Raw genomic sequence first — 19070 nt, 5'->3', positions numbered from 1 at the left:
GGGCGGGGGGGGGGGGGGGGGGGGGCCGGCCCCCCGCCCCCCCCCCCGGGGGGGGGGGGGGGGGGGGGGGGGGGGGCCCCCCCCGGGGCGGGCCCCCCCCCCCCCCCCCCCGGGCCCGCCGGCGGGCTCAGTACCCGGCGGCGCCGGGCTTGTGGACGCACAACGCCCAGATGATGAAGACGTCCAGCGCGATCACCACGATCGACCAGCCCGGGTAGTACGGCATCGCCAGGAAGCTGTCGACGGCGCTCACCGCGGTGAGGGCGATACCGGCGTAGCGGGCCCAGGAGGCGCCCTTGAGGAGGAACGCGCCGACCAGCGCCACCAGCGCGCCGACCACGATGTGGATCCAGCCCCAGCCGGTGAGGTCGAACCGGAAGACGTAGCGGTCGGTGGTCAGGAAGACCTCGTCGTCGTGGACCGCCATGATGCCCCGGAGGACCTCCATGATGCCGTTGATCAGCATCAGGACACCCGCGAACACCACGAAGCCGGGCGCCCACTCGCGGAACCCGCCGTGCGAGGCCGGCGGCGGTCGGTCCGAGCCGGAGCGCCAGGGCGGCGGCTGGTCGGGAGGCGGGGGAGACGTGCTGCTGCTCATGGATTCCTCCAGAACCGGACGCCGGGGTCCGACAGGCACCCCGGACAGGTGTGCGGAGAGAGGTACGGACTTCGACCGTCCGACCCCGCCCGCGGCGTGGCAACCGGACCGCACCTGTTCGGGTGACCCGCCCCGCGCGCCCCCGGCCGCCCCGGCCGGCCGACCGGTACTGCTGGTCCGACCCCTGCCCCGGACCCGGAAGGCGCGGCACGTGACTCTTCTGCCGAAGGACCCCGTGGAGCAGCCCCCACGCCGTTCGCGCTCCCCGCGGACGGAACGGCGCCGCGCCGCCGCCCGCCGTCGGCGCGGCCGGGCCCTGGTCGGCTGGCTGACCACCACCGACCACAAACGGATCGGCACCCTCTACCTCACCACCGCCTTCGTGTTCTTCCTGCTCGGCGGGCTGATGGCGATGCTGATGCGGATCGAGCTGGCCCGCCCCGGCCTGCAACTGCTCTCCAACGAGCAGTTCAACCAGCTCTTCACCATGCACGGCACGATCATGCTGCTGATGTTCGCGACCCCGCTGTTCGCCGGGTTCGCCAACTGGATCATGCCGCTGCAGCTCGGCGCCCCCGACGTCGCCTTCCCCCGGCTGAACGCGCTCGCCTACTGGCTCTACCTGTTCGGCTCGCTGATCGCCGTCCTCGGCTTCCTCACCCCGGACGGCGCGGCCGACTTCGGCTGGTTCGCCTACGCGCCGCTCAACAGCGCCGAGCACAGCCCCGGCGTCGGCGCGGACCTGTGGATCATGGGCCTGGCCTTCTCCGGCTTCGGCACCATCCTCGGCTCGGTCAACTTCGTCACCACGATCGTTTGCTTCCGCGCCCCCGGGATGACGATGTTCCGGATGCCGATCTTCGTCTGGAACACCCTGCTCACCGCCGTCCTGGTGCTCTTCGCCTTCCCGGTCCTGGCGGCCGCGCTGCTCTGCCTGGAGTCCGACCGGCGGTTCGGCTCCCACGCCTTCGACGCGGCCAACGGCGGGGCACTGCTCTGGCAGCACCTGTTCTGGTTCTTCGGGCACCCCGAGGTCTACGTCATCGCGCTGCCGTTCTTCGGCATCGTCACCGAGATCGTCCCGGTGTTCAGCCGCAAACCCGTCTTCGGGTACAGCGGCCTGATCGCCGCGACCATCGCCATCACCGGCCTGTCGATCACCGTCTGGGCGCACCACATGTTCGTCACCGGACAGGTGCTGCTGCCGTTCTTCGCGGTCATGACGATGCTGATCGCGGTCCCCACCGGGGTGAAGTTCTTCAACTGGATCGGGACCATGTGGCGGGGCTCGCTCAGCTTCGAGGCCCCGATGCTGTGGACGGTCGGCTTCCTGGTCACCTTCCTGTTCGGCGGCCTCACCGGGGTGCTGCTGGCCGCACCGCCGATCGACTTCCACGTCTCCGACTCGTACTTCGTCGTCGCGCACTTCCACTACGTGGTGTTCGGGACGGTGGTCTTCGCGATGTTCGGCGGCTTCCACTTCTGGTGGCCCAAGTTCACCGGCCGGATGCTCGACGAGCGGCTCGGACGGATCCACTTCTGGACCCTCTTCACCGGCTTCCACAGCACCTTCCTGGTCCAGCACTGGCTCGGCGCCGAAGGCATGCCCCGCCGCTACGCCGACTACCTCGCCACCGACGGCTTCACCACCCTCAACACCGTCTCCAGCATCGGCTCCTTCCTGCTCGGCATCTCCACCCTGCCGTTCCTGTACAACGTCTGGCACACCGCCCGGAACGGGCGGCGGGTCACCGTCGACGACCCGTGGGGCTACGGCCGCTCGCTGGAATGGGCCACCTCCTGCCCGCCGCCCCGGCACAACTTCACCACCCTGCCCCGGATCCGCTCCGAATCGCCCGCCTTCGACCTCCACCACCCCGGGATCGCCGCACTCGACCGACAGCGGAACGTCCGCGAACCACAGCGCTGATTCCCGGCCCCACGCCCGCTCGTTAGGATGACCGCATGGCAGAGGACACCGCGGACACCGCAGAGGACACCAACGCCCCGGTGGCCGGCGACCCGGTGACCGGCGACCCGCGGGCCCGGCGGCGCGGCCAGGGCGAACTGGAGGCCCAGGTACTGGCGGTGCTCCAGCACGCACCCGGCCCCGCCACCGCCGGCTGGGTCCAGGAACGCCTCGACGGCGACCTCGCCTACACCACCGTGATGACGATCCTCTCCCGGCTGCACGCCAAGGGCGCGGTCAGCCGGACCCGCGCCGGCCGCTCCTACCTCTGGCAGGCCTCCTCGGACGCCGCCGGCCTCGCCGCCCTGCGGATGCGCCGCGTCCTGGACGGCGAACCCGACCGGGACGCCGTGCTCGCCAGCTTCGTCACCGCCCTGCTCCCGCACGACGAGGAACTGCTGCGCACCCTGCTCGACAGCGCCATCGCCCCGGCCCCCGACCGCGAAGGCTGACCTCCTCACCGTGGGTTTCTTCGTCTTCCTCCCGCTCGTCCTGCCGCTGACGGCGCTGCCCATCGCCCGTCTCACCGAGCAGCACCTCCACCCGCGCGGCGCCGCCCGGCTGCTCACCGGGTTCAGCATCGTGATGGCGCTGTGCAGCGCGGTCAGCCTCGGCCTGATCGGCGTCGTCGGCACCGCGCAGCTCCCCGGCAACCCGCTGCCCGACAGCTGGTCCGACCCCGAGGTCAGGGACGCCCTGCCCTACCACGAGACGGTCGGCACGGCGGCGCTGCTCGCCCTCGCCGTCGTCCTGCTCGCGGTCGGCCGCACCCTGGTCCGGCACCTGCGGATCCGCGCCCGCGCCCGGCGCGCCCTCGGCCGGGCCCTGCCCGCCGCCTCCGACGTCGCGCTGCTCCCCGACCCGGCGCCGTACGCCTACGCGCTGCCCGGCTCGCCCCGCTCGCCCGGGCGGGTGGTCGTCTCCACCGGCATGCTCGACGGCCTGGCCGAGGACGAGCGGGCCGCGCTGCTCGCCCACGAACGCGCCCACCTCACCCACCGGCACCACCGCCACCTGCTGGCCACCCAGCTGGCCGGCTGCGTCAACCCGTTCCTGCGGCCGCTCCACCGGGCCGTCGCCTACAGCGCGGAGCGCTGGGCCGACGAGGAGTCCGCGCAGGCCGTCGGCGACCGCCGGGTCACCGCGCGGGCCGTCGCCCGGGCCGCCCTCGCCGCGCGCACGGCTCCCGCCGCCTACACGGTGTTCCCCGCCTTCGCCGCCCCCGGCCCCGCCCCCGGCCCGGTCCCCCGCCGGGTCGCGGCCCTCCTCGGCCCCGTGCCGACCGCCCGCAACTGGCCCCCCGCCCGCACCCCCGCCGGCCTCGCCGCCCTGGTCGCCGCCCTCGGCACCGCGGCCTCGGCCCTCTCCGCCCTCAACGCCGCCGTCGCCCTGCTGCTCATCCTCAAGGCCGTCACCCCGCTCTGAATCCGGTGGCGCCCGGCCCGGCCCCCGGTCTACCGTCCGGTCCATGGCTGGACGTCGCTACGTGGCCCGGGGCGTCCCCGGCGGCTACCGGATCCGGGACAACAAGGCGGGCCGCTGGTGGGGCGACCACTACGAGCTCTGCCCCGACGCGCTGCTCGCCGAGCTCAACGGCGCCGCCGACCCGGCCCGCCTCACCGCCCTCCTGAGGGAGCACCGCGCCCGGAAGCGCTGACCGCCCCGCGTCCGCACCCCGAGGTGCGGCCCCCGAGTTGTCCCTGAGATGCGGTTCCCGGGCGCGTAGACACGCAGCTCGGCGGGCATCTGGGTCGTAGGGGCCGGTCGTCGCGCGTGAGAGGGTGCCGGACATGAAGGTGATCGACTTCGTTCTCAACGTGATCTGGCTGATCTTCTGCGGCATCTGGATGGCGATCGGCTATGTGATCGCCGGTGTCATCTGCTGCATCCTGATCATCACCATCCCTTTCGGCATCGCGTCGTTCCGGCTGGCCGGGTTCGTGATCTGGCCGTTCGGGCGGAAGGCCGTGGAGCGGCCGGACGCCGGGGCGCCCTCGTGCGTCGGCAATGTGATCTGGCTGGTGTTCGCGGGGTGGTGGCTGGCGCTGATGCACCTGGTCACCAGCATTCCGCTGTTCCTGTCGATCATCGGGATCCCGTTCGGCTGGGCGAACCTCAAGCTCATCCCGGTGTCGCTGATGCCGCTGGGGCGGGAGATCGTCTCGACGGACGAGCCCTGGGGCGGGCGGTAGCGAGCGTGGAGAAGGGCCGGCGGGTGCTCCCGCCGGCCCTTCGGTGTGTTCAGGCGCGCGCGAGGGCGGTCAGGGTGGTGCGGGCGGTGCCGAGGGAGGTGGTGGCGAGGTCGCGGTAGGGGGTGAGGGCGGGGATGTCGGTGGCGCGGGTGAGTTCGGCGTGCACGAAGCGGAGGCCGGCGTCCGGGACGCCGAGGTGCTCGGTGAACCAGGCGCGCAGGTACGGGGTCTGGAAGTCGAAGGGCTCGCGCGGGGTGCCGGGGCCGTAACCGCCGCCGCGGGCGGCGACCACGACGACGCGGGTGGCGGTGAGGCGGCCGGTGTGGGCGCCGGGGAAGGTGATCCGGTCGATCCACGCCTTGAGGGCGGCCGGGACGGTGAAGTTGTACATCGGGACGCCCAGCAGCAGGGTGTCGGCGGCGTGCAGTTCGGTGATCAGGGGGTGGGTCAGGGACCACTCGTGGTGCTCGGACGGGGTCGTGGCGAAGGACGGGACGTCGGCGAGCGGGACGGGGGCGCCGTGTCGTTCGACGCGGATGCCGAGGGAGGCGTAGCCGGGGCCGATCAGTGGGACGGGGTCGGCCGCGAGGTCGCGGTGGCGGTAGCCGGCGTCCGGGTGGCGGCCCTGCCAGGCGCGGGCGAAGCGGGCGGTGAGACGGCGGCTGACGGAGTGCTCGAGCGGGCCGGCGCTGGAGTCGAGGTGGAGCAAGGCGGGCATGGGAGGGCTCCTGGTCACCTTCGGGGGGTGGGCATCGTCAGTCCCGTGACGAGGGCGCGGACGGAAAGGTGACCGATGGACGGGCGCGAGGAACTGGCGGTGCGGTTCGAGGCCGAGCGGGCGCGGCTGGGGGCGGTGGCGCGGCGGATGCTCGGGTCGACGGCGGAGGCCGAGGACGCGGTGCAGGAGGCCTGGCTGCGGCTGGAGCGGGTGGACCCGGCAGAGCTGGAGAACCTGCCGGGGTGGCTGACCACGGTGGTGTCGCGGATCTGCCTGGACGTGCTGCGGGGGCGGCGGTCCGAGCCGGTGGTGGTCGAGGCGGCGGTGGACGGGCCGGAGGAGGAGGCGGAGCTGGTCGACGAGGTGGGGCGGGCGATGCTGGTGGTGCTGGACCGGCTGGGCCCGGCCGAGCGGGTCGCCTTCGTGCTGCACGACGGGTTCGCGGTGCCGTTCGACGAGATCGGGCCGATCGTCGGGCGGAACACGGCGGCCGCGAAGAAGCTGGCGAGCCGGGCCCGGCAGCGGGTCAGGGGGGCGGACGCGGAGCACGGGACGGCGGAGCGCGAGGTGGTGGACGCGTTCCTGGCCGCCGCCCGCGGGGGTGATCTGGACGCGCTGCTCGCCGTGCTCGCGCCGGACGTGGTGCGCCGGGCCGACCCGGCCGCGCTGCCCGCCGGGCGGCCGGTGCTGCTGCGCGGCGCCGGGGCGGTGGCCCGGGAGACCCGGGTGATCGGGCGGCGGGCACGGTTCGCGGTGCCGGTGCTGGTGGACGGCGAGGTCTGTGCGGCGATCGCGCCGGACGGGCGGCTGCGGCTGCTGCTGCGGTTCGAGGTCCTGGACGGCCGGGTGGCCGGGTTCGAGGTGGTCGCGGACCCGGCGCGGCTGGCGGCGCTGGAGCTCTCGTTGCCCGGCCGGGACGCGCGCTAGCGCGGCTCGTCGGCGAGCTGGACGATCATCTTGCCGGTGTTGGCGCCCTTGAGCATGCCGAGGAAGGCGTCGACGACGTGCTCGAAGCCCCGGACGACCGTCTCGTCCGGGCGGACGGCGCCGGAGCGCAGGTGCGGGACGAGGAAGTCGTACAGCTCGGGCCGGGCGTCGAGGTGGTTGCGGACCAGGAAGCCCTCCAGCCGCAGGCTCTTGCCGACCACGTCGAAGAGGTTGCGCGGCGCGGGCGGCGGCGCCTGAAGGCTGTTGTACTGGGCGACCGCCCCGCACCAGGCGATCCGGCCGCCCTCGCGCAGGGCGTCGACGGCGGCCTCCAGGTGGTCGCCGCCGACGTTGTCGAAGTAGACGTGCAGGCCGTCCGGGGCGGCTTCGCGCAGCCGGTCGGTGATCGGCGCCTCGTGGTAGTCGAAGGCGGCGTCGAAACCGAGGTGCTCGGTGAGGTGACGGACCTTGGCGGCGGAGCCGGCGCTGCCGACGATCCGGCCGGCGCCGAGCAGCCGGGCGATCCGGCCGACGGCGGTGCCGACGCCGCCCGCGGCCGCCGAGACGAAGAGCGTCTCCTCGGGCCGCAGCCGGGCGATCCGGGTCAGGCCGACCCAGGCGGACAGCCCGGTGCCGCCGAGGATGCCGAGGTGGGCGCTGAGCGGGACGCCCGCGAAGTCCGGCAGGACGGTGGTCCCGTCCGGGGTGACCACGGAGAGGGTGCGCCAGGCCCGGCGGTGGTGGACGAGGGTGCCGACCGGGAGCGCGGGCGTCCGGGACTCGACGACCCGGCCCAGGGTGCGGCCCTCCAGCGGGGCGTGCAGCCGCCAGCCGCCGGTCGCGTCCATCTCCTCGCGCATGTACGGGTCGACGGACTGGTGGATGTTCTCGACCAGGGCCTCGCCGGTGGCGAGCGGCGGGACGGTCTCGTCGAGGAAGGCGAAGTTGTCGGCGGTGGGCTCGCCGGTCGGGCGGGAGACGAGGTGGACGACGCGGGCGGTGGGGCGGGACACGGGGGCTCCAGGGGTGCGAACGGGGCGGTGAAGATCACCGTAGGGAGCCGGTGGGCGGCCGGGCAGGGGCCGCCGTCGATGGATGGAGCGGTTCCATGAACGGAATCGATGGATCCGGTAGCGTCGCCGCCATGACCGATCTCGCCCCGCACGAACTGCGCGTCCTGGTCGCCGTGGCCGAGGAGCAGGGCTTCACGGCCGCCGCCGCGCGCCTGGACAGCAGCCAGTCCGCCGTCTCGCACGCCGTGCGCGCCTGCGAACGGAAGCTCGGCGCGGTGCTGTTCGAGCGCGGGCGCCACGGCGCGCGCCCCACCGAGGCCGGGGAGCGGGCGGTCGCGTACGCCCGGCGGATCCTGCGGCTGTTGGCGGTGATGGGCCCGGAGGTGCGGGCGACCGGTGCGGGCGACCGGGCCGGGGAGGTCACCGGGACGCTGCGGATCGCCGCGTTCCGCAGCGTCGCCGCCCATCTGCTGCCACCGGTCCTGGCCCGGCTGACCGCACGGCACCCGGGGCTGACGCCGCGGGTGCGGATCGTCCGCGAGATCGGCCGGGGCACCGCGGGGGAGGTCGCCGACGGCCGGGCCGACCTCGGCCTCGCGACCCTCGACCCCGCCGCGCCGCCGCCCGTGCCCGGCCTGGTCGCGGCCCGGCTGTTCGAGGAGACCTACGCGCTCGCGCACCCGGCCGGGCACCCGGCGCCGCGCGGGCTGCCGCTGGTCGACTGGGACGAGAACTGCGGTTCCTACACCCGGGACTGGTGGGGCCGGCAGGACTGGATCCCGCCCTCGACCATCGACGTCGAGGACGACACGGTGGCCGTCTCGCTGGTCTCCCAGGGCCTGGGGATGGCGATCATGCCCCGGACCGCCCTGCTCGGCGCCCCGCCCGGGCTGGCCGTCACCGACCTCGGCCCGAACCCGCCGAGCCGGTACGTCGGGTATGTGACGACGCCGGAGCTCGCGGGCACGGCGGCGGTGCGGGCGCTGGTCCGGGAGCTGCGGGAGCTGCGCGGCGGGGCCCTGCCCGAGGGGCTGACGGCGGCCTGAGGCTCAGGCTCGGCGGTCCGCCGGCCCGGCGGACCGGTCCTCCGCCGGGCCGTCGGCCAACTCCTCCGCCGGCTCCTCCAGCGGCTCTTCCGCCGGGCCGTCCGCGCGGTCCAGCGCCGCGCGGAGCCCGGCGAACTCCGCCGCCAGCGCGTCCAGGGTGTAGTGGGCGTTGAGACCGCTGGGGTTGGGGAGCACCCAGACGGCGGTGTCGCCGATGCCCTGCTCCTGCCGTCCGATCGACGCCGTCCGCCGCCCGAAGGCGGTGCGGTAGGCGCCGATGCCGAGCACCGCCAGGGCGCGCGGCCGCAGTCGCAGCACCCGTTCGGCGAGCGCCGCGCCGCCCGCGCGCAGCTCCTCGGCGGTCAGCTCGTCGGCCTTGGCGGTGGCGCGCGGGGCGACGTTGGTGATGCCGAGGCCGAGGCCGAGCAACTGCCGCTGCTCGTCCGGGCGGAACTGCCGCGGGGTGAAGCCGGAGCGGTGCAGCGCGGGCCAGAAGCGGTTGCCGGGCCGGGCGAAGTGGTGGCCGGTGGCGCCGGACCACAGCCCGGGGTTGATGCCGCAGAACAGCACGCGCAGACCGGGGGCGGTGATGTCCTCGATCGTGCTGTCACGGGCGCCGAGCAGCTGCTCGGCGGTCGGCTTGGCCACCGCGCCCGGCGCGGGGTTCCTGGTGGGCTTGTGGGTCACGGGTCCAGTCTGCCGGTGCCGGCCGTGGCCCGGACGCCCGCCTCCGCCGCCGCGGGGACCGGAGCCGGCCCGCTCGCCGCCAGCGACCTGGTCCGCCGCCGCTCCCGCAGCCACCGCACGCCGTACACCGCCGCCGCCGCGTACGCCCAGCCGACGAAGACGTCCACCAGGAAGTGCTCCGCCCCGTACACCAGGGTGAAGGTCATCGCGAGCGGGTAGGCGACCAGCAGCGCCCGCACCCACCGGGTGGCGGTCGGCCAGAAGAAGAACAGCAGCATCGCCGGGTACGCCGAGTGCAGCGAGGGCATCGCCGCGACGTCGTTGGCGAACTGGCTGCCGTTCTCGAACACCGAGGCGGCCCGGGGCAGTCCGCTCTGGCCGAGCACGTCCGAGACCACCCGGGTCAGGGCCGGCAGGTGGCCCTCCTGGGAGGCCAGCCACGGCGGCACCGCCGGGTAGAGGATGTAGGTCGCGAAGCCGGCGAAGGTCAGCACCAGGTAGCAGGTGAGCAGGTGCCGGAACCGGTCGTGGCGGCGGCGCCAGAGCACCGCGAGCACCACGAAGACCGTGAAGAAGTGCGACATGTAGACGGTGACCGCGGCGTAGTCGTACCAGTGCGGCGCGCCGGGCGTGTACAGCCCGTGCTGGAGCCGGACCGTCAGGGTCTCGCCGAAGCCGAGGAGTTCGTCGGCGCGCTGCTGCGGCCACAGGTACGGGCCCCAGGGGGTGTGCGCGCCGTAGCCCCGCAGCAGCGAGTACGTCCAGACGACGGCCATCACCGGGACCCAGTCGCGCAGCACCAGCAGGAAGCCGCGGGGACCGTGGCCGCTGTGCACACCGGCGGCCACCAGCGCACCGATCAGCCACAGGAAGACCAGGTCATTGGTGTACGGCAGGCCGTAGGCCCGCAGGTACCACAGCAGGGCGGCGAGGTAGAGCGGCCACGCCAGCAGCCGGAGGCGGGCGGCGGCGCCGGTGCGCCGGCCGCTCCGGGGACCGGTGGCCGGACGCAGCCGCCCGGCGCTCGCGGACGGGGTGGGCGGCGCCGGGCGGAGCATTCTGGTCATGCCGGTCGAAGCTAGCAAGGCATTCTTGGAGAACTCTCGGTGCGAACGTCCGGTCCGTTCAGGAAGGGTTCAGAATTGCCCCGGTTGGTGCAGTGCGGCGACGGCCGACCGGGTGGTCCCGGGGCTCCCGGGGCTCCGGTCTCCCGCGCCGGCGTCAGGACACGATGCCGAGCTCGTGCGGGGTGTTGTTGAACCGTCGGCCGCCCTGCTCGGTGACCGTGACGATGTCCTCGATCCGCACCCCGAACCGGCCCGGCAGGTACACGCCGGGTTCGATCGAGAAGCACATGCCGGGGACGAGCGGCTGCTGCTCGCCCTCGACCAGGTACGGCGGCTCGTGCGTGGTGATGCCGATGCCGTGCCCGGTGCGGTGGATGAAGTAGTCGCCGTACCCGGCCTCGGTGATGACCCGGCGGGCGATCCGGTCGATCTCCTGGCAGGCGACGCCGGGCCGGACGGCCTCGAACGCGGTCTGCTGGGCCTGCCGGACGACGTCGTGGACCTTCCGCACCTCGTCCGGCACATCGGTGCCGACGTGCACGGTGCGGGTGGTGTCGGAGCCGTAGCCGTCCTTGAGGCCGCCGAAGTCCAGCACGACGGTGTCGCCGGCCTCGATGATCCGCTCGCCGGCCTCGTGGTGCGGGTTGGCGCCGTTGGGGCCGGAGCCGACCACGGTGAAGTCGACCTGGCTGTGCCCGTACTGGATCAGCAGCGCGCTGAGGTCGGCGGCCACGTCGGTCTCCCGGCGGCCGGCGAACTCCACCTCCAGGATGCCCCGGTAGGCGGCGTCGGCGGCGCCGCCGGCCGCGGCGAGGCGCTCCAGCTCGTCCGGTCCCTTGACCGCGCGCAGCATCGGCAGGGTCTCGGTGAGCGAGGTCCAGCCGGCGCCCGGCAGGGCGGACTGGAGGCCGAGCAGGTGCATCGCCCAGGTGTTGTCGGAGACGCCGTACCGCCCGGCCGGGTCCAGCAGCGGGACGGCGGCGGCGTACGGGTCCTGGCCGTCGGTCCAGTCGAGCAGCCGGACGGCGGGGGCGCCCTCGGCCCGCTCGGCGTCGGGGCGCTCCAGGGCGGGGACGATCAGCACGGGCTCGCGTCCGGCGGTGAGGACGAGGGCGGTGAGCCGTTCGGTGACCGCGGTCGGCCGGTAGCCGGTCAGGTGGACGAGGTCCGGGCCGGGGGCGACGACCAGTCCGGCGAGTCCGGCGGCGGTGGCGGCGGCGGTGGCCCGGTCGAGGCGGGTGCGGTAGTCCTCGGCGGTGAAGGGGCGGGGCATGCGGGACTCTCCAGGCGGGGGCATGCGGGTCTCCTGACGGTGCGGTGCGGTGCGGTCGACGGGCGGGCCGGTTGCGCGTCAACTCCAGCACGGGTGGTGCGTGTTCGTCACGGGTGCGGGTACGGGCGCGGGCACGGATGCGGGCGGCGGTCGGTGCGGGGTGGTCACGGGCGGCGCCGTCGCGTCACGGCCGGTGCGAGTCGGCGTAGTGCCGGAGGAAGAGCGCCTCGACGTTGGCCATGTGCTCGATCTCGGTGGGGTCGACGCTCTCGTTGGGCGCGTGGATGAGGCAGCGCGGCTCCTCGACGCCCATCAGGATGATCTCCGCCTCCGGGAAGGCCTGGGCGAACACATTGCAGAGCGGGATCGAGCCGCCCTGGCCGAGGAAGGACATCGGCCGTCCGTAGACCTCCTGCATCGCCTTGTCGAGCGCGGAGTACGCCGGCCCGCCGGTGGCGGCGCGGAACGGCGAACCGGTGCTCTCCGGGGCCACCTCGATCCGCACGCCCCACGGCGCGGCGGCCTCCAGGTGGGCGGTGAGCGCGTCCCTGGCCGTGCCCGGGTCGGTCCCGGGCGGCACGCGCAGGCTGACCCGGGCCCGGGCGGTGGCCGGGATCGCGGCGGCGGACCCCACCACGGGCGGGCAGTCGATGCCGAGCACGGTGACGGCGGGCCGGGCCCACAGCCGGTCGGCGACGGTGCCGGAGCCGGTCAGCCGGACCCCGTCCAGGACGCCGGCGTCGGTGCGGAACTGCTGCTCGTCGTAGCCGACCCCGGCCCAGGTTCCGGTGCAGTCCAGCCCGTCGATCCGGGTACCGCCGTCGGTGTCGCGCAGCGAGTCGAGCACCCGGATCAGCGCGGCCAGCGCGTCCGGGGCCGGGCCGCCGAACATGCCGGAGTGCATGTCGCCGCCGAGCGCGGAGACGGTGACGACCACGTTCGCCAGACCGCGCAGCGAGGTGGTGGCGGTGGGGACGCCGACGGCGGCGTTCCCGGTGTCGCAGACCAGCAGCGCGTCCGCGTGCAACTCGCCCGCGTGCGGCGGCACATAGGCCTCCAGGCCGCCGGTGCCCTGCTCCTCCGAGCCCTCGACGACCAGCTTGAGGCCGACCGGGAGGTCGTCGCCGAGGGCCCGCAGCGCGGTGAGGTGCATGACGATGTTGCCCTTGCAGTCGGCGGTGCCGCGCCCGTACCAGCGGCCGTCGCGCTCGGTCAGCTCGAACGGCGGGGAGGTCCAGGCGGCGTCGTCGAGCGGAGGCTGGACGTCGTAGTGGGCGTAGAGCAGGACGGTCGGCGCGCCGGGCGGCGGCGGGCGGTGGCCCACCACGGCGTGGCTGCCGTCCGGGGTCTCCTCCAGGTGGACGTCGCGCAGTCCGGCCTCGGTGAAGGCCGCGGCGACCCACTCCGCGGCCCGGCGGCAGTTCTCGGGCGGGTACTGGCGCGGGTCGGCGACGGAGGGGAGGGCGACCAGTTCGGCGAGGTCGGCCTTGGCGCGCGGCATCAGGTCGGCGATCCGGCGGGCGAGTTCGTCGGTCATGGGGGTCTCCTGCGGGAGCTGGGGCCGGGCGTCAGTTGCGGACGGTGTCGTCGAGCTTGAGGTCGGCGATCTTGTCCTTGATGGCGGCGAGCTTGTCCGGGCAGTACACCGAGAGCACGATCGACTCGGCGAAGACCACCTCGCGGTCGGAGAGCACCGGGCGCTGACCCGGGCCGGCCGCGCCGTTGGACATGCCGTACTTCCACTGGGCCTGCTTCAGCGCGTCGGCAGGGTCCTCGCAGACGGCTCCGCCGTCCTCGCCCAGGGTGTGCACGATCTGGTTCTGCGTGGGCACCGGGTAGCCGGCCGCGCTCAGTGCCGAACTCAGCTGCTCGGCTTTGCGGTTGGCCTCGTTGGTCTGGTGCAGCTGGGTGTAGGTGAGCAGGCCGGTGATCAGCATGCCGACCAGCAGCACGATCGCTCCGAGGTAGATCCAGCGGTGCCGGGAGGCCATCATGCCGGTCATGCCGCACCTCCGTCGTTCCGGGGGCCGTCCGCCCCCGCCCCGCCGAGTTCGGCGGCCTCCTGGGCGGCGAGCTCGGCCTGTGCCTCGGGCGAGCGCCACTCCGGCTTGCGCAGCCGCAGGAACAGGTACGGGATCAACAGGCCCAGCACCAGCAGTCCGCCGCCGACGATCAGCACGTACGACCAGACCGAGCCGCTGCCGAACTGCGAGGACGGTACGAAGCCGATCGCCATCGCCGCCGCCGAGGCCACCAGGCCGGTGACCGCGATCGGGACCAGCGCCGGGGCGTGGTAGCCGCGCGGGTGGTCGGGCTGGGTGCGGCGCAGCCGGATCGCTGCGGCGAACATCAGCAGGTAGACGATCAGGTACACCTGGGTGGTGATCACCGAGAAGACCCAGTAGGCACTGGAGACGTTCGGGATCAGCGCGTAGGCGAGGGCGATCACGGTGGTGACCACACCCTGGGTGACCAGCAGGTTCTGCTGGATGCCCTCCTTGTTGAGCCGCTGCAGGAACGGCGGGAGGTAGCCCTCCTGGCGGGAGATCAGCAGCAGGCCCTTGGACGGCCCGGCGAGCCAGGTGAGCATGCCGCCGAGCGAGGCGGCGACCAGCGCCACCGCGATCACCGGGGTCAGCCAGCCGATGTGGAAGTACTGGAAGAAGGCGTCGAAGGCCTGCATCACGCCGGCCGTCAGGCTGAGCTCGGCGGACGGCACCACCCAGCTGATCGCCAGCGCCGGGAGGATGAAGATCGCCAGCACCATCCCCGAGGCGGTGAACATCGAGCGCGGGAACTCCTTGGCGGGGTCGCGCAGCGAGGAGACGTGCACCGCGTTCATCTCCATGCCGGAGTAGCTGAGGAAGTTGTTGACGATCAGCACCAGGCTGGCCAGGCCGGTCCACTGCGGGAAGATGTGCGAGGCGTTCATCGGCGCGGCGGACTGGTTGCCCTGGCCGAGGAAGACCATGCCGAGCACGACGAGCAGCGTGCCGGGGATCAGCGTCCCGATGACCAGGCCCATCGAGGAGAGCCCGGCCACCGCCTTGGTGCCCCGGGAGGACACCCAGACGCCGGCCCAGTAGAGCACCATGATCACGATCGCGGTGTACAGGCCGTTGCTCGCCAGCGCGGGGTTGACGACATAGGCGATGGTCGAGGCCACGTATGCGAGCAGGGACGGGTAGTAGAAGATCGTCATCGCGAACTGGCACCAGACGGCGAGGAAGCCGAGGGGCTTCGACAGGCCCTCCGACACCCAGCGGTAGACGCCGCCCTCCCACCCGGACGCCAGCTCGGCCGAGACCAGCGCGGTCGGCAGCAGGAAGACGATCGCCGGGAGCAGGTAGAGGAAGACGCAGGCGAGGCCGTAGACCGCCATGGTGGGCGCGGCGCGCAGGCTGGCGACCGAACTGGTGGTCATCAGGGCGAGCGTCAGCCAGGACATCCGGGGCGCATTGGCGATCCTGGTGGCCACCGAGCCGCTGCGCTCGCGGGCCGACCGCTGCGACGGGCCGTCCGGTGCGCCGCCGGAGGTGCCTCCGCCGGAGGTGCCGCCGAGGGGTGCGCCTGTGCCGGGACTGCCCCGGCCGGACGACGGTATGTCCATGGAACTCATGGGTCCTCCTGGGGTGGCCCGACAGCACTGGTCCGGGGTGTGGCCCCGGGGCGGGCCGTACCCGGCCAGTTCACCCGGTTGGCGATGCGGCCGCATGCGGCGTGCGTCCGGCCGGGTGAGCGGTGGTCAGGAGGGTGGTGGTGCTGAAGGGGTGGTGGTCAGGAGGGTGGTGGTGCTGAAAGGGGAGGTGGACGGAGGGGGCCGGAGGGGTGGTGGTCGGAGAGCGGGGGCTGTGGTGGGGTCACGCTGCCGTGCGCTCCGGCCAGGTGGCGCGGCGCAGCGTCCGTCCGGCCGTCGCCGGGACCAGGCCCGCGGCGAGCAGGGCGGCCACCGTGCCCAGCGCGGCGGCGGGGGACAGCCGGTCGAGCAGCAGCCCGCTGCCGACCGTCCCGGCCGGCATCCCGACCGTGAACATCGTCATCGTCGCGGCGATCACCCGCCCCCGGAGGGCGTCCGGGACCTGCTGGAACACCAGGACGTCGATCATCACCCGCAGTGTCGGGACGCCCAGGCCCACCAGGAACAGCCCCGCGAAGACGGTGGCCGGTCCGCCGGGCAGCAGCGGCGCGAGGACCACCGGGACGGTCAGCCAGGACACCGCGAGCAGCAGCGTCCCTGGCCCGGCCAGCCGGTGCAGCCGGCGCACCAGGAGGGCGCCGGCCAGCGCGCCGACCGCCTCGCCGGCCAGTGCCAGCCCGATCCCGCTGTCCGAGGTGCCCTGGCCTCGCAGGACGACCATCACCGGCAGCAGCATCGCGGCGCCGGCGAGGTTGATCAGCAGGACGACGGCGAGGATCGGGCGGAGCAGGGCGTTGCGCGCCAGGTAGCGGTAGCCGGCCAGGGCGGTGGGCCCGGTGCGCCCGGTGCGCCCGGTGGTCCCGGCGGCTGCGGCTCCGGCGGTGCCGGCCGCGGACTCCGGGCGGCCCGGGAAGCGGACCAGTACCGCGACGACCAGCGCGAGCAGCGAGGTGAGGGCCGTACCGACGAACGGCGCCGCCCGGCCCAGCCCGAACAGCGCGCCCGCCAGCGGCGGCCCGATCAGGCCGGCGCCGCTCATCCGCGCCTCGTCCTGCGCCAGCGCCTGCCGCAGCTGCTCCGGTGGGACCACTGAGCGCACCGCGAGCAGTCGGACCGGACCGGTGTAGGCGATGGTCGCGCCGACCACCACGGCGACCAGCAGGCTGTGCACGACCGTGAGCCGGTCCAGCGCCAGGGCGAGCGGCACGCTGGCGCAGGCGATCAGCCGGGTGGTGTCGCCGATGATCAGGATCCGGCGGCGGTCGTACCGGTCGGCGACCGAGCCGCCGTGGATGCCGAAGAGCACGGACGCGCCGATCTGCAGTGCCCCGAACGCGGCGGCGAGCGTCGAGGAGCCGGTGAGCGCCAGGAGCAGCAGGGGGTACGCGGTGTCGATGATCTGCAGGCCGAGGGTGGAGGCGGCCTGACCGGCCCAGAGGGCCTGGAAGCGCCGGTTGCGCCGCAGTGGGACGGGCGGGGTCGTCGTCGCCCCGTCCGTCGTCGTCCTCCCCGCGCTGATCGCGGCGCTCGTTGTCGTGCTCGCTGCCGTGGTGCCCGTGCTCATTCGCCCGCCCCTCCGTCGGCTGCCACTCACTGTGGCGTAACCATTCACAACATCGTGAATGATGGCGTGATGGTGAGTGCTTGCGCAAGAGTGAAGGTGTGATTGCCCGGAGCGTCGGCGATCTGCGAGGGTGAGGCCGTGGTCGAGAACGCCGAGGACGCCGAGAGCGCCCAGAACGCCGGGGGCGTCGTGAACGGGGACGATGCCGGTCCCGCCGTGCTCAAGGAGCGCCGGGTGGAGGACGCCGCCACCCTCAAGGCCCTGGCCGACCCGCTGCGGCTGGCGATCCTCGACGTCCTGATGGCCGCGGCCGGGACCGGTCCGCTGACCGCGAAGGAGATCGCGGCCGCGCTCGACGAGCCGCAGACCAAGCTCTACCGCCACATCAAGCAGCTGGAGAAGGCCGGGTTGATCCGGGTCGCCGGCACCCGCCTGGTCTCCGGCATCGTCGAGAGCCGGTACGGCCCGGCACAGGAGTCGCTCCGGCTCGCCCCGGAGATCTTCTCGTCCGACTCCCCGACCAGGAACGACGCCTACGACGCGATGCTCGCCGCGATGGACCGGGTCCGCGGCGACTTCCGCGCCGACGCGACGGCCGGCCGGGTCGACTTCTCCCGGGACGGCTCGGGCGCGCTGTCGGGTCTCTTCTCGCACTTCACCTACCGGGTCGCCCCTGAGCGGCTGATCCGGTTGCGTCGCCAACTCGTGGCGGTGTTCGACGAATTGCACGCCGAGGGGAACAGCGTCGCCGAGGACGCGGTGGACGTGACCCTGTTCACCCTGCTGTACGGCGTCGGCCCCGCCCCGGCGGCCGGCTCGGCCCCGTCCCCGGACCCGTCCGCTGCTCCGGCTCCGGAGCCGTCCCCGGCCGTCGGCTCCCGGAACGACGGCGGGCCGGGCACGGAATCGTAAACGTCGGGCGGACTGTCGGTGCCATGGTTCAGGATGACTGAATGTCATACGAACTTCAGGCGCTGATCGGCCCGGCGGAGCTGGTCGCGGTGGCGGCCGCCGAGGTTCCGGCCGCCCGCCCGCGGCCGCTCGCCCAGGGGCTGGCACTGATACCGGCGACCCCCGAGTTCCTGGCCGCCTTCCGCGGCGGGGAGGGGACTCCGCCGGCCCCGGGAGCCCCGTCCGCCCAGGGAGCACCGTCCGCCCCGGCGGCTCCGCGCGCCTCCGGCCCGGTGCCGTTCGACTGGTTCCCGGACGGCCTCGAACGCCGGCTCGCCGCCTGGTCCAAGGCCGCGCCGATCGCCTGCGTCGAGGCCGACTACTTCGGCGGCACCGGCACCCAGCGCGCCGCCGTCTGGGCCGACGGCCGGCTCGACGTCGGCCCCGTCACCAGCGGTGAGTTCGAACCCTTCCCGCCCGAGGGCAGTCCGATCTCCCAGGCCCTGCGGCGGCTCGGCGCCCGGGTGGGGGAGGGCGACGACGCCCGCGACGAGTTCGACGCGGTCGGGCTCGGGGCCCACCGGGCCACGGCCTCCTGGGTGTCCGGCGGCTGACGCCCGGCCGGCCGGACGACCTCTCACCCACTCACCCACTCACCCACTCACCCACCGCGTGTCGTCGCGTGTCACCGCGTGTCGTGCACCGTTCGGCGTACACGCGGTGGCTGGGCCAAGGGGGCTGCCCCACGGTGTGAATCAGGTCAGGCATGACGCCCGATCTCCGAATCAGGCCTGACGCCCGATCTGTACCGAGAGGAAAGCATCCCCCATGCGCACCACCTGGACGGCCGCCGCGCTGACCGCAGCCCTCGCGCTGACCCCGGTCGCGACAGCCTCCGCCGCCGTCGGCAACGGAGCCGACGCCCCCCACCGCACGACCTTCTCCATCACCCCCGTGACCGTCCCCGGCCTCCCCGCAGTCCCGGCGCCCCCCAACGCCCCGATGCTGCCGGCGGGCTTCCCCGCCCTGCCCGCCCTGCCGGATCTCCCCGCGGCACCGGGGATCCCGGCGGCTCCCGCCGCGCCCGCCGTTCCTGCGGCTCCCGCCGCCCCGGGCCTGCCGGCCGCCCCGGCGCTCCCCGCCGACGCCCCCGACCCGACCTCCGCCCTCGGCGGCGTGCTCGATCTCGTCGGCGGCCTGCTCTCGGCGGTCCCCGCCCTACTCGGAGGGGTCGACCTCGGCGTCGTCCAGCAACTCCTGGCCTCCCTGGAGAGCACCCTCCAGGGGCTGCTCGGCCAGCTCCCGACGCCGCCCACCCTCCCGACCCTCCCCACCCCGCCGCCGACCGTGACACCCCCGACCGCGGTCACCCCGGCCGTCCCGGCCCCGCCGGCCTCCCTGGCGGACCAGCTGGCGACCCTCGAGTCCCGGACCAAGGCCCTCGGCGACGCGGTGGCGGCAGCCGCCGCCACCCGCTGACGCCGA

The 19070-nt window shown here is 74.2% G+C and carries 20 protein-coding genes; 10 read left to right on the top strand and 10 right to left on the bottom strand.

The genetic code is table 11. The features are described 5' to 3' along the window. Nucleotides 1-127: 127 nt before the first annotated feature. Nucleotides 128-601, bottom strand: a complete 474-nt coding sequence (locus tag ACIPYS_RS19550; protein WP_400747492.1) for a hypothetical protein — start codon at nt 599-601, stop codon at nt 128-130. A 235-nt stretch (nt 602-836) separates the two neighbouring features. Between ACIPYS_RS19550 and ctaD the strand changes: the two genes are divergently transcribed. The 5 genes from ctaD (at nt 837) to ACIPYS_RS19525 (ending at nt 4762) form a co-directional block, all read left to right on the top strand. Next, nucleotides 837-2531 carry a cytochrome c oxidase subunit I gene (ctaD, locus tag ACIPYS_RS19545; protein ID WP_093861658.1) on the top strand — a complete coding sequence of 565 codons (1695 nt, stop codon included), beginning with the start codon at nt 837-839 and terminating at the stop codon, nt 2529-2531. 35 nt (nt 2532-2566) lie between these two features. Beyond that, nucleotides 2567-3022, top strand: a complete 456-nt coding sequence (locus ACIPYS_RS19540; protein ID WP_093861659.1) for a BlaI/MecI/CopY family transcriptional regulator — start codon at nt 2567-2569, stop codon at nt 3020-3022. Nucleotides 3023-3032: 10 nt separating this feature from the next. Beyond that, nucleotides 3033-3995 (top strand): M48 family metalloprotease, encoded by a 963-nt coding sequence (locus tag ACIPYS_RS19535; protein WP_400747491.1) that lies wholly within the window; start codon nt 3033-3035, stop codon nt 3993-3995. 43 nt (nt 3996-4038) lie between these two features. Continuing rightward, nucleotides 4039-4227, top strand: coding sequence for a hypothetical protein (locus ACIPYS_RS19530; protein WP_162497194.1), 189 nt, complete (start codon nt 4039-4041; stop codon nt 4225-4227). 133 nt (nt 4228-4360) lie between these two features. Further along, nucleotides 4361-4762: a YccF domain-containing protein gene (locus tag ACIPYS_RS19525; RefSeq protein ID WP_093861662.1), complete on the top strand. Its 402-nt coding sequence runs from the start codon at nt 4361-4363 to the stop codon at nt 4760-4762. A 49-nt stretch (nt 4763-4811) separates the two neighbouring features. Here ACIPYS_RS19525 and ACIPYS_RS19520 read toward each other — a convergent pair whose 3' ends face one another. Then, the gene (locus tag ACIPYS_RS19520) at nt 4812-5480 is read right to left on the bottom strand and encodes an FMN-dependent NADH-azoreductase (RefSeq protein WP_400747488.1); all 669 of its coding nucleotides are present in this window, start codon (nt 5478-5480) and stop codon (nt 4812-4814) included. A gap of 75 nt (nt 5481-5555) precedes the next feature. Here ACIPYS_RS19520 and ACIPYS_RS19515 point away from each other — a divergent pair, with 75 nt between their 5' ends. Beyond that, nucleotides 5556-6407 carry a sigma-70 family RNA polymerase sigma factor gene (locus ACIPYS_RS19515; protein WP_400747486.1) on the top strand — a complete coding sequence of 284 codons (852 nt, stop codon included), beginning with the start codon at nt 5556-5558 and terminating at the stop codon, nt 6405-6407. Here the strand turns inward: ACIPYS_RS19515 and ACIPYS_RS19510 are convergent. Further along, a complete protein-coding gene (locus tag ACIPYS_RS19510; RefSeq protein ID WP_093861665.1) occupies nt 6404-7420 on the bottom strand; it encodes an NADP-dependent oxidoreductase in 1017 nt (338 codons plus the stop codon). The two genes, ACIPYS_RS19515 and ACIPYS_RS19510, sit on opposite strands and share 4 nt — an antisense overlap. A 131-nt stretch (nt 7421-7551) precedes the next feature. Here ACIPYS_RS19510 and ACIPYS_RS19505 point away from each other — a divergent pair, with 131 nt between their 5' ends. Next, nucleotides 7552-8466 (top strand): LysR family transcriptional regulator, encoded by a 915-nt coding sequence (locus tag ACIPYS_RS19505; RefSeq protein ID WP_093861666.1) that lies wholly within the window; start codon nt 7552-7554, stop codon nt 8464-8466. 3 nt (nt 8467-8469) lie between these two features. On the opposite strand, the gene mug is transcribed toward ACIPYS_RS19505, so the two are convergent. The 7 genes from mug to ACIPYS_RS19470 all read right to left on the bottom strand — a co-directional run bounded on the left by mug (nt 8470) and on the right by ACIPYS_RS19470 (nt 16694). Further along, complete coding sequence (gene mug / locus ACIPYS_RS19500) at nt 8470-9114, bottom strand: G/U mismatch-specific DNA glycosylase (RefSeq protein WP_400747516.1); 645 nt, start codon at nt 9112-9114, stop codon at nt 8470-8472. 35 nt (nt 9115-9149) lie between these two features. Then, nucleotides 9150-10220 carry a phosphatase PAP2 family protein gene (locus ACIPYS_RS19495; RefSeq protein WP_093861668.1) on the bottom strand — a complete coding sequence of 357 codons (1071 nt, stop codon included), beginning with the start codon at nt 10218-10220 and terminating at the stop codon, nt 9150-9152. Nucleotides 10221-10374: 154 nt separating this feature from the next. Beyond that, nucleotides 10375-11493 carry a M24 family metallopeptidase gene (locus tag ACIPYS_RS19490; protein WP_400747483.1) on the bottom strand — a complete coding sequence of 373 codons (1119 nt, stop codon included), beginning with the start codon at nt 11491-11493 and terminating at the stop codon, nt 10375-10377. A gap of 184 nt (nt 11494-11677) precedes the next feature. Beyond that, complete coding sequence (locus ACIPYS_RS19485; protein ID WP_093861670.1) at nt 11678-13030, bottom strand: dipeptidase; 1353 nt, start codon at nt 13028-13030, stop codon at nt 11678-11680. Between the two features lie 31 nt (nt 13031-13061). Then, on the bottom strand, nt 13062-13496 hold the full coding sequence (locus ACIPYS_RS19480) for a hypothetical protein (RefSeq protein ID WP_093861671.1): 435 nt from the start codon (nt 13494-13496) through the stop codon (nt 13062-13064). Continuing rightward, entirely contained in the window at nt 13493-14941 is a 1449-nt protein-coding gene (locus tag ACIPYS_RS19475; RefSeq protein WP_231978824.1) for an APC family permease, read from the bottom strand. The genes ACIPYS_RS19480 and ACIPYS_RS19475 overlap by 4 nt, the downstream gene beginning before the upstream one ends. 412 nt (nt 14942-15353) lie before the next feature. Further along, nucleotides 15354-16694, bottom strand: a complete 1341-nt coding sequence (locus ACIPYS_RS19470) for an MFS transporter (protein ID WP_400747480.1) — start codon at nt 16692-16694, stop codon at nt 15354-15356. A 102-nt stretch (nt 16695-16796) separates the two neighbouring features. On the opposite strand from ACIPYS_RS19470, the gene ACIPYS_RS19465 reads away from it, so the two are divergent. The 3 genes from ACIPYS_RS19465 (at nt 16797) to ACIPYS_RS19455 (ending at nt 19064) form a co-directional block, all read left to right on the top strand. Next, entirely contained in the window at nt 16797-17606 is an 810-nt protein-coding gene (locus tag ACIPYS_RS19465; protein ID WP_400747478.1) for an ArsR/SmtB family transcription factor, read from the top strand. 41 nt (nt 17607-17647) lie between these two features. Next, nucleotides 17648-18199: a hypothetical protein gene (locus ACIPYS_RS19460; RefSeq protein ID WP_197698610.1), complete on the top strand. Its 552-nt coding sequence runs from the start codon at nt 17648-17650 to the stop codon at nt 18197-18199. Between the two features lie 214 nt (nt 18200-18413). Beyond that, the gene (locus ACIPYS_RS19455; RefSeq protein WP_400747476.1) at nt 18414-19064 is read left to right on the top strand and encodes a hypothetical protein; all 651 of its coding nucleotides are present in this window, start codon (nt 18414-18416) and stop codon (nt 19062-19064) included. Nucleotides 19065-19070 lie beyond the last annotated feature (6 nt).

The organism is Kitasatospora sp. NPDC089913, from assembly GCF_044748625.1.
Lineage (GTDB): Bacteria > Actinomycetota > Actinomycetes > Streptomycetales > Streptomycetaceae > Kitasatospora.
The sequence above is the reverse complement of the archived record's forward strand: the minus strand, read 5'-3'. Positions and strand labels throughout refer to the sequence as shown.